This window comes from Clostridium collagenovorans DSM 3089 (genome assembly GCF_900130005.1).
Classification (GTDB): Bacteria; Bacillota; Clostridia; order Clostridiales; family Clostridiaceae; genus Clostridium_D; species Clostridium_D collagenovorans.
Map to the genome: position 1 here is coordinate 1 of NZ_FQXP01000020.1, position 15,104 is coordinate 15,104.

Consider the following 15,104-nt stretch of genomic DNA (forward strand, 5'->3'; position numbering starts at 1 on the left):
AGAAGGATTAAGATTCGCTATCAGAGAAGGTGGAAGAACAGTTGGTTCAGGAGTTGTTACTACAATAACTGAGTAATTGTAATTCGTTTTTATGATATATATCTTTTGAGTAGGACTGGTACCCCCAGTCCTCTTGAAAGTAAATTACATATATTAACTACAGAAATAAAACACTGTTTAGTTGACATGTAATATAAGTTATGATAAATTAATTTAAGTGATAAAGCTTTTAAAGTTTTATTTATAAGCTAGGAGGTGTCATAAGGTGAGAGTAAGAGTAACTTTAGCATGTTCAGATTGCAAACAAAGAAATTACAACACTATGAAGAACAAGAAGAACGATCCTGAGAGAATTGAAATGAACAAGTATTGTAAATTCTGTCACAAGCATACACTTCATAAAGAAACAAAATAATATAGCGTTCATTTTAAGTTGGGGATGTGAATAATATGGCTGTTAATGGGAAAGTTAAAGCAGTAGATGCCTCTAGTGATAAAGGTATGTTAAATTTTTTTAGAGGGCTTAAGGCTGAGTTTAAAAGAATTACATGGCCCCCAAAGAAAGACGTTAAAAAGACTGCAACTGCGGTAATTGGTTTTTGTGTAATGTATATGATCCTTGTAGGTCTTTTGGATTTAGGGTTCAATAATATTTTTAAAATTATTTTTAGATAGTTTAAAGGAGGTAGGGACAGTTGAGTTATAAGTCCCTTTAGTTATGAATGATGATAATATAAGATGGTATGTTGTTCATACATATTCCGGGTATGAAAATAAGGTTAAAGCCAATATCGAAAAAGTTGTAGAGAACAGGAATTTACACGGCTTCATCCACGACATTCAAGTTCCTATGGAAGAACAAGTGGAGATAAAAGAAGACGGCAAACAAAAGGTTACTTTGAAAAAATTATTCCCAGGGTATGTTATGATTAAAATGATTATGACAGATGACTCTTGGTATGTAGTTAGAAATACTAGAGGGGTAACAGGATTTGTCGGGCCAGGATCTAAACCAGTACCTCTTACAGAAGAAGAAGTTGAGTCTATGGGTATTGTTGAAAATGGCATAGAGTTAGATTTTGAGGTAGGAGATAATGTACAGATAATCTCTGGTGCATTAAAAGATTGCGTTGCATTAATCCAAGAGATTTATGTAGATAGACGCAAAGTTTCAGCGTTAGTTAATATGTTTGGTAGGGAAACACCTGCTGAACTTGATTTTAATCAAATAAAAATAATAGATTAATTGCTTATTTAAGACTAATTGTCTTAATAAGTGGGAGGATTAATAATCCGCATAACCACAATTTAGGAGGTGTAAACTCATGGCTAAAAAAGTTACAGGAATGATAAAACTTCAGCTTCCAGCTGGAAAGGCTACACCAGCTCCACCGGTTGGTCCAGCTTTAGGACAACACGGTGTTAATATAATGGCGTTTACAAAGGAATTCAATGCAAAGACTGCTAATCAAGCAGGTATGATTATTCCGGTTGTAATCACTGTTTACCAAGATAGATCATTCAGCTTTATTTTAAAAACTCCACCAGCTGCAGTATTAATTAAGAAAGCAGCAGGATTAGAGAGTGGTTCAGCAGAACCAAACAGAAAGAAAGTTGCTAAGATCACTATGGCTCAAGTTAAAGAAATTGCTGAGTTAAAGATGCCAGACTTAAACGCTGCTTCAGTTGAGACTGCAATGAGCATGATCGCTGGAACTGCAAGAAGTATGGGTGTTGAAGTAGTAGAATAGTTATTATTCTTAGGTAGAAAAGTGGGAGGTAGTAACCGTTAATACCACAAAGGAGGATGTTATTATGCCAAAAAGAGGTAAGAATTACATAGAAAGTGCTAAGCTTGTTGATAAGCACACTTTATATACACCAGTAGAAGCTATTGAGCTTGCTGTAAAAACATCTAAAGCTAAATTTGATGAAACTATTGAATTAGCAGTAAGATTAGGGGTAGACCCAAGACATGCAGACCAACAAGTAAGAGGAGCTGTTGTACTTCCTCACGGAACAGGTAAAACTGTTAAAGTTTTAGTTTTTGCTAAAGGTGACAAAGCTAAAGAAGCAGAAGCTGCTGGAGCAGATTTTGTAGGAGCAGAAGAATTAGTTGAAAAGATTCAAAAAGAAAACTGGTTCGACTTCGACATAGCTGTTGCAACACCAGACATGATGGGATTAGTTGGTAGAATAGGTAGAGTTTTAGGACCTAAAGGATTAATGCCAAACCCAAAATCAGGTACAGTTACATTTGATGTAGCTAAAGCTATTGCTGAAATTAAAGCTGGTAAAGTTGAATATAGAGTTGACAAAACTTCTATCGTTCACGTACCAATCGGTAAAAAATCATTTGGTGCTGAAAAGTTACAAGATAACTTTAAAGTATTAATGGAAGCTTTAATTAAGGCTAAACCAGCTGCTGCTAAGGGGCAATACCTTAAATCAGTATCAGTTTCTAGCACAATGGGGCCTGGAGCAAAAGTTAATCCAATAAAAGTTTTAGAATAGTATTGACTAATATGCACAACCATGATATAATATGTCATGTTGTGAATAATTATCAAGAAAATAAATATTTAAAGTATTCCGTAGACAGTAGGTGCGAAAGCGTAAGATGATTCGCCTACCGAGGTTTCCATACTTGTTGATAGTAATGGTCTCTTCGTATGTCTGCGGAGAGGCTTTGATTTTTATATAGCAAAATAAACTGTGAGGAGGTGGACACACAGTGTTAAGCAAAAACAGAGAATTAAAAGAAGCTAAAGTTCAAGAGATTAAAAGCAAGCTAGAGAAAGCTCAAGCTGTAATCCTTGCAGACTATCAAGGGCTTAATGTTGAAGAAGATACAGAATTAAGAAAGAAATTAAGAGAAGCAGGTGTTGAATACAAAGTATACAAAAACACTTTAGCAATACTTGCACTTAAAGAAATAGGAATCGAAGGTTTAGATGAGTTCTTAAAAGGACCAGTATCTATGGCTATCAGCTACGACGATCCTACTGCACCAGCTAGAGTTTTAAATGATTTTGCTAAAGATCATAAAAAATTAGAGCTTAAAGCAGGTTTAGTTCAAGGCGAAGTTTACGATCTTGATAAGGTTAAAAAACTTGCAGCTATTCCATCAAAAGAAGTGTTACTTGCAAAACTTCTTGGAAGCTTCAAAGCGCCATTATCTAATTTAGCATACTTATTAAACGCAATAAAAGAGAAAAAAGAGAGTGAGTCAGCAGAATAGGCCTGACTAATAATTTGGAGGTGTACTTAAAATGACAAGAGAAGATATCATTCAAGCTATAAAAGAAATGTCAGTTATGGAATTAAACGAATTAGTAACTGCTTGTGAAGAGGAATTTGGAGTAAGCGCTGCTGCTCCTGTTGCTGTTGCAGGTGGAGCTGTTGCAGGTGCTGCAGCAGAAGAGAAGAGCGAATTTGAAGTAGTATTAGCTAGCGCTGGTTCTCAAAAGATCAAAGTTATTAAAGTTGTTAGAGAATTAACAGGATTAGGATTAAAAGAAGCTAAGGATATAGTTGATGGAGCTCCTAAGACATTAAAAGAAGGCATAGCTAAAGAAGAAGCTGAAAAAATGAAAGCACAACTTGAAGAAGTTGGAGCTAGCGTTGAATTAAAATAGTTTCTATTTAATCAATAGGCCAAATACAAGGGCACTTTTCAAAAGAAAGTGCCCTTTTTTAAAATTAAAGGTTTGACACAAAAGCACTATTGTGATAATATAAATAATTGCATTGATTTAATAAAGTACGGATTATTTCAAAAAAACAATATTATGATATAAATGGTAATATTGAATTATTTTCATAATATTGGATACAATAAAGAGTAGATAAGTATGCATTGAGTGTGCACAAAAAGTGCTCCCTTTGCCTATTTTTACTTTAAGCAAGGAGTGAAAGCTGATGGTACATCCTGTCCAAGTTGGTAAAAGAACCAGAATGAGCTTTTCTAAAGTTAAAGAAGTTACAACAATGCCAAACTTAATCGAAGTCCAACTAAATTCATACAAGTGGTTTTTAGAAGAAGGGCTTAAGGAAGTATTTGACGATATAAATCCTATCCAAGATTATACTGGCAACCTAGTACTTGAATTTGTAGATTATACTCTAGAAGAAGATAACTACAAATATTCCGTGGAAGAATGCAAAGATAGAGACGCTACTTATGCAGCACCACTAAAAGTAAAGGTTAGATTACGTAACAATGAAACTGGTGAAATTAAAGAACAAGAAGTCTTTATGGGTGATATACCTTTAATGACTGAACAAGGTACATTTGTAATTAATGGTGCTGAGAGGGTTATAGTAAGCCAATTAGTTAGATCACCAGGGGCATATTACAACCACACTGTTGATAAAACAGGTAAGCAACTATTCTCTGCTACAATAATCCCTAATAGAGGGGCATGGCTAGAATTTGAAACTGATTCTAATAGCATAATGTATGTAAGAATAGACAAAACTAGAAAATTACCTATAACGATTTTAGCAAGAGCTATGGGTTATGGAAGTGACGCAGAAATCATAAACTTCTTTGGTGAAGAAGAAAGATTAAGCGCTACTATGGAAAAAGACAATACTAAAACAGAAGAAGAAGGATTACTAGAAATCTATAAGAGACTAAGACCAGGTGAACCACCAACAGTTGATAGTGCTAAGTCTTTAATAGATGCATTATTCTTTGATCCTAAGAGATATGATTTATCAAAAGTTGGTAGATATAAATTTAATAAGAAGTTAGCTTTATCATTAAGAATTGCTAACCAAATTTCAGTAGATAATATTATCAACCCTAAAACAGGTGAGATAATTGTTGAAGCTGGAGCTAAAATCACTAGAGAGCAAGCAAGTCAAATCCAAAATGCTGGTATCAATAGTGTTGATGTATTAGTTGAAGATAAGAAAATAAGAGTAATAGGAAATAATTTTGTAGATATAAATGAACAAGTTGAGTTTGATATCACAGATTTAAATATAAGAGAGATGGTTCACTATCCAACTCTTAAAGCTATATTAGATAACTACTCAGATGAAGAAACTATTAAAGAAGAAATTCTTAAAAACATTAGCAAACTAATACCTAAACATATAATAAAAGATGATATATATGCTACTATTAGTTATGAAATTGGCTTAGCGTACAATATTGGTGAAAATGATGATATAGACCACTTAGGAAACAGAAGATTAAGATCTGTAGGTGAATTATTACAAAACCAATATAGAATAGGTCTTTCAAGAATGGAAAGAGTTGTTAGAGAAAGAATGACAATTCAAGACCAAGAGGGAATACATCCTCAAGGATTAATTAATATAAGACCTGTTACAGCAGCTATTAAAGAATTCTTTGGTAGTTCACAGTTATCGCAGTTCATGGATCAAACAAATCCATTATCTGAGTTAACTCATAAGAGAAGATTATCTGCTCTTGGACCTGGAGGTCTTTCAAGAGAAAGAGCTGGTTTCGAAGTAAGAGACGTTCACCATTCTCACTATGGAAGAATGTGTCCTATCGAGACTCCAGAGGGACCAAACATCGGATTAATTAACTCATTAGCTACATATGCTAAAGTTAATGAATTTGGATTTATGGAAACAGCTTATAGAGTTGTTAAAGATGGTAGAGTAACTGAGGAAATAAAATACTTCACAGCTGATGAAGAAGATGGATATCTAGTTGCTCAAGCTAATGAACCTTTAGATGAAAATGGATACTTTATAGATAAAAAAGTAACTGTTAGAGATAGAGAAGAAGTATTAATTGTACCAAACACAGAAGTTGATTTAATGGACGTATCTCCAAGACAGATTGTATCTGTAGCTACAGCTATGATACCATTCCTTGAGAACGATGACGCAACACGTGCCCTAATGGGATCAAACATGCAACGTCAGGCAGTTCCATTATTAAAACCAAGTTCACCTATAGTAGGTACAGGAATTGAAAATAAAGCTGCTGTAGATTCAGGGGTATTACCTAAATCAAAGTATGCAGGAGAAGTTATTTATGTAAGTGCTAATGAAGTTAAGGTTAAGAGAACTTCAAATGGTGTTATAGATACTTATAAACTTCTTAAGTTTAAGAGATCTAACCAAGGTACTTGTATAAATCAAAGACCTTTAGTCTCAAAAGGAGAAATAGTAGAGGCTGGTACAGTTTTAGCAGATGGACCATCTACTGATCTTGGAGAAATAGCATTAGGTAAGAATATACGTATAGGATTTATAACTTGGGAAGGTTATAACTATGAGGATGCTATGTTAGTATCTGAAGAACTTGTACGTGATGATATATTTACATCTATTCATATAGAAGAATATGAAGCAGAAGCTAGAGATACTAAGCTAGGGCCTGAAGAAATCACAAGAGATATACCAAACGTTGGTGATGATGCGCTTAAAGATTTAGATGAGCGTGGAATAATCAGAATCGGTGCAGAGGTAAGAGCTGGTGATATTCTTGTAGGTAAAGTTACTCCAAAGGGAGAAACAGAGCTTACTGCTGAAGAAAGATTATTAAGAGCTATCTTTGGTGAAAAGGCTAGAGAAGTAAGAGATACTTCTTTAAGAGTTCCTCATGGTGCTACTGGTATAATAGTAGATGTAAAAGTATTCACAAGAGAAAATGGTGATGAACTTCCACCAGGAGTAAATAAATTAGTTAGATGTTATATAGCAGAGAAGAGAAAAATATCTGTTGGTGATAAAATGGCCGGTAGACACGGAAACAAAGGGGTTATCTCTAGAGTTCTTCCTGTTGAAGATATGCCATTCTTACCAGACGGAAGAGCTCTTCAAATATGCTTAAACCCTCTAGGGGTTCCATCTCGTATGAACATCGGTCAGGTACTTGAGGTTCACTTAGGATGGGCAGCTAGTCAATTAGGATGGCATATAGCTACTCCAGTATTTGATGGTGCTACTGAAGAGGATATAGAAGAACATCTAGAAAAGGCTGGATACAATGCTGACGGTAAAACTGTTCTATACGATGGAAGAACAGGAGAAGCATTTGATAATAGAGTAACAGTTGGTATAATGTATATCTTAAAACTTCACCACTTGGTAGATGATAAGATTCACGCAAGATCAACTGGTCCATATTCACTAGTAACTCAACAGCCATTAGGTGGTAAAGCACAATTTGGTGGTCAGAGATTTGGTGAGATGGAGGTTTGGGCTCTTGAGGCTTATGGTGCAGCTTATACACTTCAAGAAATCTTAACTGTTAAGTCAGATGACGTTGTAGGAAGAGTTAAGACTTATGAAGCTATTGTTAAGGGTGAAAATATACCAGAACCAGGAGTTCCAGAATCATTCAAGGTACTTATTAAAGAACTTCAAGCATTATGCTTAAATGTTAAGGTTCTTGATGAGACTTATGGCGAAATAAAATTAAAAGAATTCGTTGATGAGGACTTGGAAGATTTAGAAGTAAATATCGCTGGGAATGAAGATGAAACATTTAATATTCCAACAGAAGAGAATGTTGAATTAAGTATTGTTGATGAGTTGGAAGAAGTTGAAACAGAAGAAGTTGAAGAAGTTGAAGAAGTTGAAGAAGATATTGAAAATATTGAAGATATTGAGTATGAGGATGACTTATCTTTAGAGGGCTTCGGCAGCGATATAGATGAGTTAAACAATATAGATGATGAACACTAATGTGAAGGGAGGATGCACCCTTGTTTGAATTAAATAATTTTGACGCTATACAAATAGGATTAGCTTCACCTGAACAAATTAGGGAATGGTCAAGAGGCGAAGTAAAAAAACCTGAAACAATTAACTATAGAACATTAAAACCAGAGAGGGACGGGTTATTCTGTGAAAAGATCTTTGGTCCTATGAAAGACTGGGAATGTCATTGTGGTAAATACAAAAGAGTTAGATATAAAGGCATAGTATGTGATAGATGTGGTGTTGAGGTTACAAAATCTAAAGTTAGACGTGAAAGAATGGGTCACATAGAGCTTGCAGCTCCAGTATCTCATATATGGTACTTTAAAGGTATTCCGTCACGTATGGGATTAATTTTAGATATGTCTCCTAGATCATTAGAGAAGATATTATATTTTGCTTCTTATATTGTTTTAGATCCAAAAGAAACACCTTTAACAAAGAAACAATTATTAAGCGAAAAAGAATACAGAGAAGCTGTAGATAAATATGGCTATGATTCATTTGTCGCTGGAATAGGTGCTGAAGCTATAAAGGAAATATTAAGTGATATAGACCTAGAATCTTTATCAGCTGAGTTAAAGGAAGAATTAAAGGATAATACAGGTCAAAAGAGAATCAGAACTATTAGAAGACTAGAGGTTGTTGAGTCATTTAGACAGTCCAACAATAAACCTGAGTGGATGATAATTGATGTAATACCAGTTATACCGCCAGATTTAAGACCAATGGTTCAATTAGATGGTGGAAGATTTGCTACATCTGACTTAAATGATTTATATAGAAGAGTTATCAACAGAAATAACAGACTTAAAAAGTTACTAGCTTTAGGCGCTCCTGATATCATCGTTAGAAATGAAAAGAGAATGCTTCAAGAAGCAGTGGATGCTTTAATTGATAACGGTAGAAGAGGTAGACCAGTTACTGGTCCAGGAAACAGACCACTTAAGTCATTATCTGATATGCTTAAAGGTAAGCAAGGAAGATTTAGACAAAACTTACTTGGTAAGCGTGTTGACTACTCAGGACGTTCTGTTATAGTTGTTGGTCCAGAATTAAAAATGTACCAATGTGGGCTTCCAAAGGAAATGGCTTTAGAACTATTTAAACCATTTGTTATGAAGGCTTTAGTTGAGAAAGGAATTTCTCACAATATAAAAAGTGCTAAGAGAGCGGTAGAGAGAATAGAGGATCAAGTATGGGATGTACTTGAAGAGGTTATTCAAGATCATCCGGTTATGCTTAACCGTGCGCCTACTCTACACAGATTAGGTATTCAAGCCTTCCAACCAATTTTAGTTGAAGGTAGAGCAATTAAGCTACACCCACTTGTGTGTACAGCATATAATGCGGACTTCGATGGAGACCAAATGGCTGTTCACGTACCTTTATCTGTTGAAGCACAAGCAGAAGCTAGATTCTTAATGCTTGCAGCACATAATATTTTAAAACCATCTGACGGAAAGCCAGTATGTGTACCTACACAGGATATGGTTCTTGGTTCATACTATTTAACTATGGATAAAGAAGGTGCTTTAGGTGAGGGAAGAAACTTCTCATCTCCAGCTGAAGTACTTATGGCATATCAATGTAAAGATATAAACATACATGCTAGAGTAAATGTTAGAATGAGAAAAATCGTTGATGGAGTAGAAAGAACTGGTATTATTCAAACTACACCAGGTAAGATAATATTCAATGAATCTATACCTCAAGATTTAGGCTTTATAGATAGAGAATTACCAGAAAATGAATTCAAATTAGAAGTTGATTTCTTGGTAAGTAAGAAAAATCTAGGTAAAATTATTGATAAGTGTTACTTAAAGTATGGTCCAAGTGAAACTTCAATAATGCTAGATAAAATAAAAGAAACAGGATATCACTATTCAAGTGTTGGAGCTATAACAGTTGCTGCATCTGATATGATAGTTCCTGATGCTAAAAAAGAATTACTTGCAGATGCAGATGCTACTGTTGATAAAATTGAAAAAATGTATAGAAGAGGACTAATATCTGAAGATGAAAGATATGAAAAAGTTATTGAAAAATGGACTAAGACAACAGAAGATGTTGCTGATGCCTTAATGGATAGCTTTGATAAATTCAATCCAATCTTCATGATGGCGGACTCCGGTGCGAGGGGATCTAAGAGCCAGATCAAACAGCTTGCTGGTATGAGAGGACTTATGGCGAGTCCATCTGGTAAAATCATAGAGCTTCCTATTAGATCATCATTCAGAGAGGGTCTAGACGTACTTGAATACTTCATGTCTACTCATGGAGCAAGAAAAGGTAACGCCGATACAGCTCTTAAAACAGCTGACTCAGGATACTTAACAAGAAGACTTGTTGACGTAAGCCAAGACGTTATAATAAGAGAAGAAGATTGTGGAGCTATAGAAGGATATCTAGTAAGAGAGATTAAGGAAGGAAACGAATTAATCGAAAGCTTAACAGAAAGACTTACTGGAAGATACTCAGCAGAGGATATCTTAAATCCACAAACAGGTGAAATAATAGTTGAGAAAAACACATATATGGATGTTGAAACAGCATCTCTAATTGAAAAATTAGGTGTTAAAGAAGCTAGAATAAGATCAGTATTCACGTGTAAATCTAAGTTTGGTGTATGTTCTAGATGTTATGGTATGAACATGGCAACAGGTGAAGAAATTAACATTGGTGAAGCTGTTGGTATAATAGCTGCTCAATCTATAGGTGAGCCAGGTACGCAGCTTACAATGAGAACATTCCACACAGGTGGGGTTGCAGGGGCCGATATAACTCAAGGTCTTCCAAGGGTTGAAGAGTTATTTGAAGCTAGAAAACCAAAAGGTCTTGCAATTGTAAGTGAAGTTACAGGTTCAGTTAGAGTTGAAGAAACTAAGAAGAAGAGAGTCGTTGTTGTAACTACTGATGGTGGAGAAGAATATAGCTATGATATACCATTTGGTTCAAGATTAAAAGTATCTAATGGGTCAAGAGTAGAAGCTGGGGATGAAATCACTCAAGGTTCTGTTAACCCACATGATATAATTAGAATCAAAGGTGTTGAAGGTGTTAAACACTACTTATTATCAGAAGTACAAAAAGTTTATAGACTGCAAGGGGTTGATATCAACGATAAACATCTTGAAGTAGTAGTAAGACAAATGACTAGAAAAACAAAAATAGAAGAGTCAGGGGATACTACACTATTACCAGGTGCATTAGTTGATTTATTCGAATTTAACGAAGAGAATAGAAAAGCTGTAGAAAAAGGTGGAGAGCCAGCAGAAGGTATTATAAACTTGCTTGGTATAACTAAAGCAGCCCTAGCTACAGACTCATTCTTATCAGCTGCATCATTCCAAGAAACTACTAGAGTTCTTACAGAAGCAGCGATAAAAGGTAAGATAGATCCATTACTTGGATTAAAAGAAAATGTTATTCTTGGTAAGTTAATACCAGCAGGAACAGGTATGACTCGATATAGAACCTTGAAAATCAATACTGAGAATAAACCACAAGAGACAGAAGAAGTAGCAGAGTAAGAGTTTAATGTCATATAATTTATTGACATGGTTAATATTAAATGATAAAATACAATTTGTTGTGAAATACTAAATGTGTTTCACAACAAATTGATAATATAAAACATAATTTACTCTTTAGGGGGCTAGAATTATGTTCAATGAATTGAAAAATCATAAAGTAATAGGTGTTAAACAAACAATAAAGACACTTAAGGGACTTTGTGGTGATGAAGAAATTATTGTATATGTAGCAGATGATGCGGAAAACAGTGTTCTTTCTTCTTTGCTTAAGGTAACAGAAGAATTAAATATTGAGGTCCAAAGAGTGGCTACAATGAAAGAATTAGGTGAACTTTGTGGTATAGATGTAGGAGCTGCAGCAGCTCTGTTATTTAAGCAGTAATGTTTAAATAGCTATATCAAAAAAATGTTAACAGCATTTGAAACAATTATTTGTTTCAAGTTAGTAAAGTGATTAATGTCGGTTTACACAATTAAAAGTTAGACTTTTAAAATTTATTCATAGTACTTAGAGGAGGTGTAAGAATGCCAACAATTAACCAGTTAGTTAGAAAAGGTAGAAATACAATGCCATCTAAATCAAAATCAGCAGCATTAACAGAATGTCCACAAAGAAGAGGAGTTTGTACAGTAGTAAAAACAACTACTCCTAAGAAACCAAACTCAGCTTTAAGAAAAGTTGCGAGAGTAAGACTTACAAATGGATACGAAGTTACTGCTTACATTCCAGGTGAAGGACACAACTTACAAGAGCACAGTGTTGTTCTTATAAGAGGTGGAAGAGTTAAGGACCTTCCAGGGGTAAGATACCACATCGTTAGAGGTGCGTTAGATGCAGCAGGTGTTAACGATAGACAACAAAGTAGATCTAAATACGGTACTAAAAAGCCAAAGGCTAAAAAATAGTTTCCGGTTAAATTAAATGCTGTAGCGTTACATTTATATACATAATGTTAATAAATTCAAGACTTAGTTGCAAGTTATTTGAAATTATTAAAAGGCAGAGGTTAGGTAGAGATAAAACTTTACATGACACTTTGCGATATTTTCAAGTATCGAGTACCTGTGATTTAAAATGAAATGTTTAAGGAGGGAAGTAAAGTGCCAAGAAAAGGAAAAATTCAAAAAAGAGAAATTTTAGCAGATCCAATGTACAACAGCATAGTTGTTACTAAATTTGTTAATGCTATTATGTTAGATGGTAAAAAAGGAACAGCTCAAAAAATTTGTTATGATGCATTCGCTATAATGGCTGAGAAGTCAGGTAAAGAAGCAATCGAGGTTTTTGAGGCTGCTATGAATAATGTTATGCCTTTACTAGAGGTTAAAGCTAGAAGAATAGGTGGAGCAAACTACCAAGTTCCAATCGAAGTTAGACCTGAGAGAAGACAGACATTAGCTATTAGATGGTTATTAATAGCTAGTAAAAAAAGAGGCGAAAGAGGCATGAGCCAAAAACTTGCTGCTGAATTATTAGATGCATCTAATAATACAGGTGCTGCAGTTAAAAAGAGAGAAGATACTCATAAGATGGCTGAAGCTAACAAGGCATTCGCTCACTATAGATACTAAGATATATAAAACTGTTTTGGGTAAACCCCAAAACAGTTTTGTCAAATTTATTAATTGAATATTGAGAGGAGGAAGAAATAGTGGCTAGACAATTTCCATTAGAAAAATTCCGTAATATCGGTATCATGGCACACATTGATGCTGGTAAAACTACAACAACAGAGCGTATCCTATACTACACAGGTAGAACTCATAAATTAGGAGAAACTCATGAAGGTGCTGCTACAATGGACTGGATGGTTCAAGAGCAAGAGAGAGGTATCACTATTACTTCTGCTGCAACAACTTGTCAATGGAAGGGTCATGTTATAAATATCATAGACACACCAGGACACGTAGATTTTACAGTTGAAGTTGAAAGATCTCTAAGAGTTCTTGATGGTGCTGTATGTGTATTCTGTGCAAAGGGTGGGGTTGAACCTCAATCTGAAACAGTATGGAGACAGGCAGACAAATATAAAGTTCCAAGAATTGCTTATGTAAATAAAATGGATATCTTAGGTGCTGACTTCTACAGAGCAGTAAATATGATGAGAGAAAGATTACATGCAAATGCAGTTCCAATTCAATTACCAATAGGTAAAGAAGATAGTTTTGTAGGTATCATAGATTTATTAAAAAATAAAGCTGAGGTATACTTAAACGAAGACGGAACTCAATTTGAAGAGCAAGATGTACCAGCAGATATGACTGATATGGCTGAAGAGTACAGAGCTGCTATGGTTGAAGCAATAGCTGAAACTGACGAAGAGTTAATGATGAAATACCTAGAAGGTGAAGAAATAACTCTAGAAGAATTAAAAGCTGCTTTAAGAAAAGCTGTTTGTGCTAATGAAATAGTACCAGTTATATGTGGATCTTCTTACAAAAACAAAGGTGTTCAAATGATGATCGATGCATCAGTTGAATTATTACCTTCACCATTAGATATACCTGCAATCACTGGTGTTGATGCTGAAACAGGTGAGGACATCATAAGAGAAGCTTCTGATGAAGTTCCATTATCAGCATTAGCATTCAAAATCGCTACTGACCCATTCATTGGTAAGTTAGCATTTACAAGAGTTTACTCAGGAATCATGACAAGTGGTACATACGTGTTAAACTCTACAAAAGGTAGAAAAGAAAGAATCGGAAGACTTGTTAAAATGCACTCAAATCACAAAGAGGACGTTGAAGAACTAAGAGCTGGTGATTTAGGAGCTGTTATAGGTCTTAAGAATACAACAACTGGTGACACTTTATGTTCAGACGATTCACCAGTAATATTAGAAAACATGGAATTCCCAGAACCAGTTATTTCTGTAGCTATCGAGCCTAAGACAAAAGCTGGTACTGAGAAGATGGGTATAGCTCTTGCTAAATTAGCAGAAGAAGATCCAACATTCAAAACTTACACAAATACTGAAACAGGTCAAACAATCATCGCTGGTATGGGTGAGCTTCACTTAGAAATCATCGTTGATAGATTACAAAGAGAGTTCAAAGTTGAGTGTAATGTTGGTAAGCCACAAGTTGCTTACAAAGAAACTATCAACAAAGCTGTTAAGGCTGAAGGTAAGTTTGTTAGACAATCTGGTGGACGTGGACAATACGGACACTGTGTTATCGAAATGGAACCATATGATGGAGAATTCCTATTTGAAAACGCTATCGTTGGAGGGGTTGTTCCTAAGGAATACGTAGGACCAATCGAAAACGGTATTAAAGAAGCTTGTCAAAGCGGGGTTGTTTCTGGTTACCCAGTTATTAACTTCAAAGTTAGATTAGTTGATGGTTCTTATCACGATGTTGACTCATCAGAAATGGCGTTCAAAATTGCTGGATCTATGGCATTCAAAAATGCAATGGCTAAAGCAAACCCAATACTACTTGAGCCTATTATGAGGGTTGAAATAGTTGTACCAGAAGAGTACATGGGAGACGTTATGGGTGACGTTAACTCAAGAAGAGGTAGAATTGAAGGAATGGATCCACAAGCTGGAGCACAAATTATCAGAGCAATGGTACCATTATCTGAAATGTTTGGTTACGCTACAGGCTTAAGATCAAAAACTCAAGGTAGAGGTAACTACAGCATGGAATTCGCTGCTTACGAACCAGTACCAAAGAGTATTATGGAAGAAATCGCTGCAAGCAAACAAAAATAATTAAATAGCTAATAAAGCTAAATTTATTTTTAATATAGGAATTTATAAATAAGGGAGGCTATTATAATGTCAAAAGCTAAATTTGAAAGAAATAAACCACACGTTAATATTGGAACAATAGGACACGTAGACCACGGTAAAACAACAT

14 protein-coding genes and 1 other annotated feature are annotated in these 15,104 nt (G+C 34.9%); all 14 genes read left to right on the forward strand.

Going from position 1 to position 15,104, the window contains the following annotated elements; translation table 11 throughout:
- Positions 1-76, forward strand: a 76-nt coding sequence (locus BUA48_RS15430) for an EF-Tu C-terminal domain-related protein (RefSeq protein WP_479723202.1), incomplete at its 5' end; no start/stop codon positions are given.
- Between the two features lie 189 nt (positions 77-265).
- The gene (rpmG, locus tag BUA48_RS14995) at positions 266-415 is read left to right on the forward strand and encodes a 50S ribosomal protein L33 (RefSeq protein ID WP_072832856.1); all 150 of its coding nucleotides are present in this window, start codon (positions 266-268) and stop codon (positions 413-415) included.
- 35 nt (positions 416-450) lie between these two features.
- Entirely contained in the window at positions 451-675 is a 225-nt protein-coding gene (gene secE / locus BUA48_RS15000) for a preprotein translocase subunit SecE (protein WP_072832857.1), read from the forward strand.
- A 43-nt stretch (positions 676-718) separates the two neighbouring features.
- Complete coding sequence (gene nusG / locus BUA48_RS15005; RefSeq protein ID WP_072832858.1) at positions 719-1,246, forward strand: transcription termination/antitermination protein NusG; 528 nt, start codon at positions 719-721, stop codon at positions 1,244-1,246.
- A 79-nt stretch (positions 1,247-1,325) separates the two neighbouring features.
- Positions 1,326-1,751 carry a 50S ribosomal protein L11 gene (rplK, locus tag BUA48_RS15010; RefSeq protein ID WP_072832859.1) on the forward strand — a complete coding sequence of 142 codons (426 nt, stop codon included), beginning with the start codon at positions 1,326-1,328 and terminating at the stop codon, positions 1,749-1,751.
- Positions 1,752-1,815: 64 nt separating this feature from the next.
- Positions 1,816-2,514, forward strand: coding sequence for a 50S ribosomal protein L1 (gene rplA, locus BUA48_RS15015; protein WP_072832860.1), 699 nt, complete (start codon positions 1,816-1,818; stop codon positions 2,512-2,514).
- Between the two features lie 60 nt (positions 2,515-2,574).
- Positions 2,575-2,702: a sequence feature (ribosomal protein L10 leader region), on the forward strand.
- Between the two features lie 32 nt (positions 2,703-2,734).
- The gene (gene rplJ / locus BUA48_RS15020) at positions 2,735-3,241 is read left to right on the forward strand and encodes a 50S ribosomal protein L10 (RefSeq protein WP_072832861.1); all 507 of its coding nucleotides are present in this window, start codon (positions 2,735-2,737) and stop codon (positions 3,239-3,241) included.
- 31 nt (positions 3,242-3,272) lie between these two features.
- Complete coding sequence (gene rplL / locus BUA48_RS15025; protein WP_072832862.1) at positions 3,273-3,638, forward strand: 50S ribosomal protein L7/L12; 366 nt, start codon at positions 3,273-3,275, stop codon at positions 3,636-3,638.
- A 283-nt stretch (positions 3,639-3,921) separates the two neighbouring features.
- Positions 3,922-7,683, forward strand: a complete 3,762-nt coding sequence (gene rpoB, locus BUA48_RS15030) for a DNA-directed RNA polymerase subunit beta (protein ID WP_072832863.1) — start codon at positions 3,922-3,924, stop codon at positions 7,681-7,683.
- Between the two features lie 20 nt (positions 7,684-7,703).
- A complete protein-coding gene (gene rpoC, locus BUA48_RS15035) occupies positions 7,704-11,231 on the forward strand; it encodes a DNA-directed RNA polymerase subunit beta' (protein WP_072832864.1) in 3,528 nt (1,175 codons plus the stop codon).
- A gap of 133 nt (positions 11,232-11,364) precedes the next feature.
- A complete protein-coding gene (locus BUA48_RS15040) occupies positions 11,365-11,616 on the forward strand; it encodes a ribosomal L7Ae/L30e/S12e/Gadd45 family protein (RefSeq protein WP_072832865.1) in 252 nt (83 codons plus the stop codon).
- Between the two features lie 143 nt (positions 11,617-11,759).
- Positions 11,760-12,140: a 30S ribosomal protein S12 gene (gene rpsL / locus BUA48_RS15045; RefSeq protein WP_072832866.1), complete on the forward strand. Its 381-nt coding sequence runs from the start codon at positions 11,760-11,762 to the stop codon at positions 12,138-12,140.
- Positions 12,141-12,335: 195 nt separating this feature from the next.
- Positions 12,336-12,806 (forward strand): 30S ribosomal protein S7, encoded by a 471-nt coding sequence (rpsG, locus tag BUA48_RS15050; protein ID WP_072832867.1) that lies wholly within the window; start codon positions 12,336-12,338, stop codon positions 12,804-12,806.
- Between the two features lie 80 nt (positions 12,807-12,886).
- Positions 12,887-14,956: an elongation factor G gene (gene fusA / locus BUA48_RS15055; RefSeq protein ID WP_072832868.1), complete on the forward strand. Its 2,070-nt coding sequence runs from the start codon at positions 12,887-12,889 to the stop codon at positions 14,954-14,956.
- The last annotated feature ends 148 nt before the right edge of the window (positions 14,957-15,104 follow it).

Bases quoted from the DNA above. Each gene is read 5' to 3' on its own strand.
- rplL (WP_072832862.1), top strand. From the start codon at position 3,273: ATGACAAGAGAAGATATCATTCAAGCTATAAAAGAAATGTCAGTTATG.
- nusG (WP_072832858.1), top strand. From the start codon at position 719: ATGAATGATGATAATATAAGATGGTATGTTGTTCATACATATTCCGGG.
- rpsL (WP_072832866.1), top strand. From the start codon at position 11,760: ATGCCAACAATTAACCAGTTAGTTAGAAAAGGTAGAAATACAATGCCA.
- secE (WP_072832857.1), top strand. From the start codon at position 451: ATGGCTGTTAATGGGAAAGTTAAAGCAGTAGATGCCTCTAGTGATAAA.
- rpoB (WP_072832863.1), top strand. From the start codon at position 3,922: ATGGTACATCCTGTCCAAGTTGGTAAAAGAACCAGAATGAGCTTTTCT.
- BUA48_RS15040 (WP_072832865.1), top strand. From the start codon at position 11,365: ATGTTCAATGAATTGAAAAATCATAAAGTAATAGGTGTTAAACAAACA.
- rplK (WP_072832859.1), top strand. From the start codon at position 1,326: ATGGCTAAAAAAGTTACAGGAATGATAAAACTTCAGCTTCCAGCTGGA.
- rplA (WP_072832860.1), top strand. From the start codon at position 1,816: ATGCCAAAAAGAGGTAAGAATTACATAGAAAGTGCTAAGCTTGTTGAT.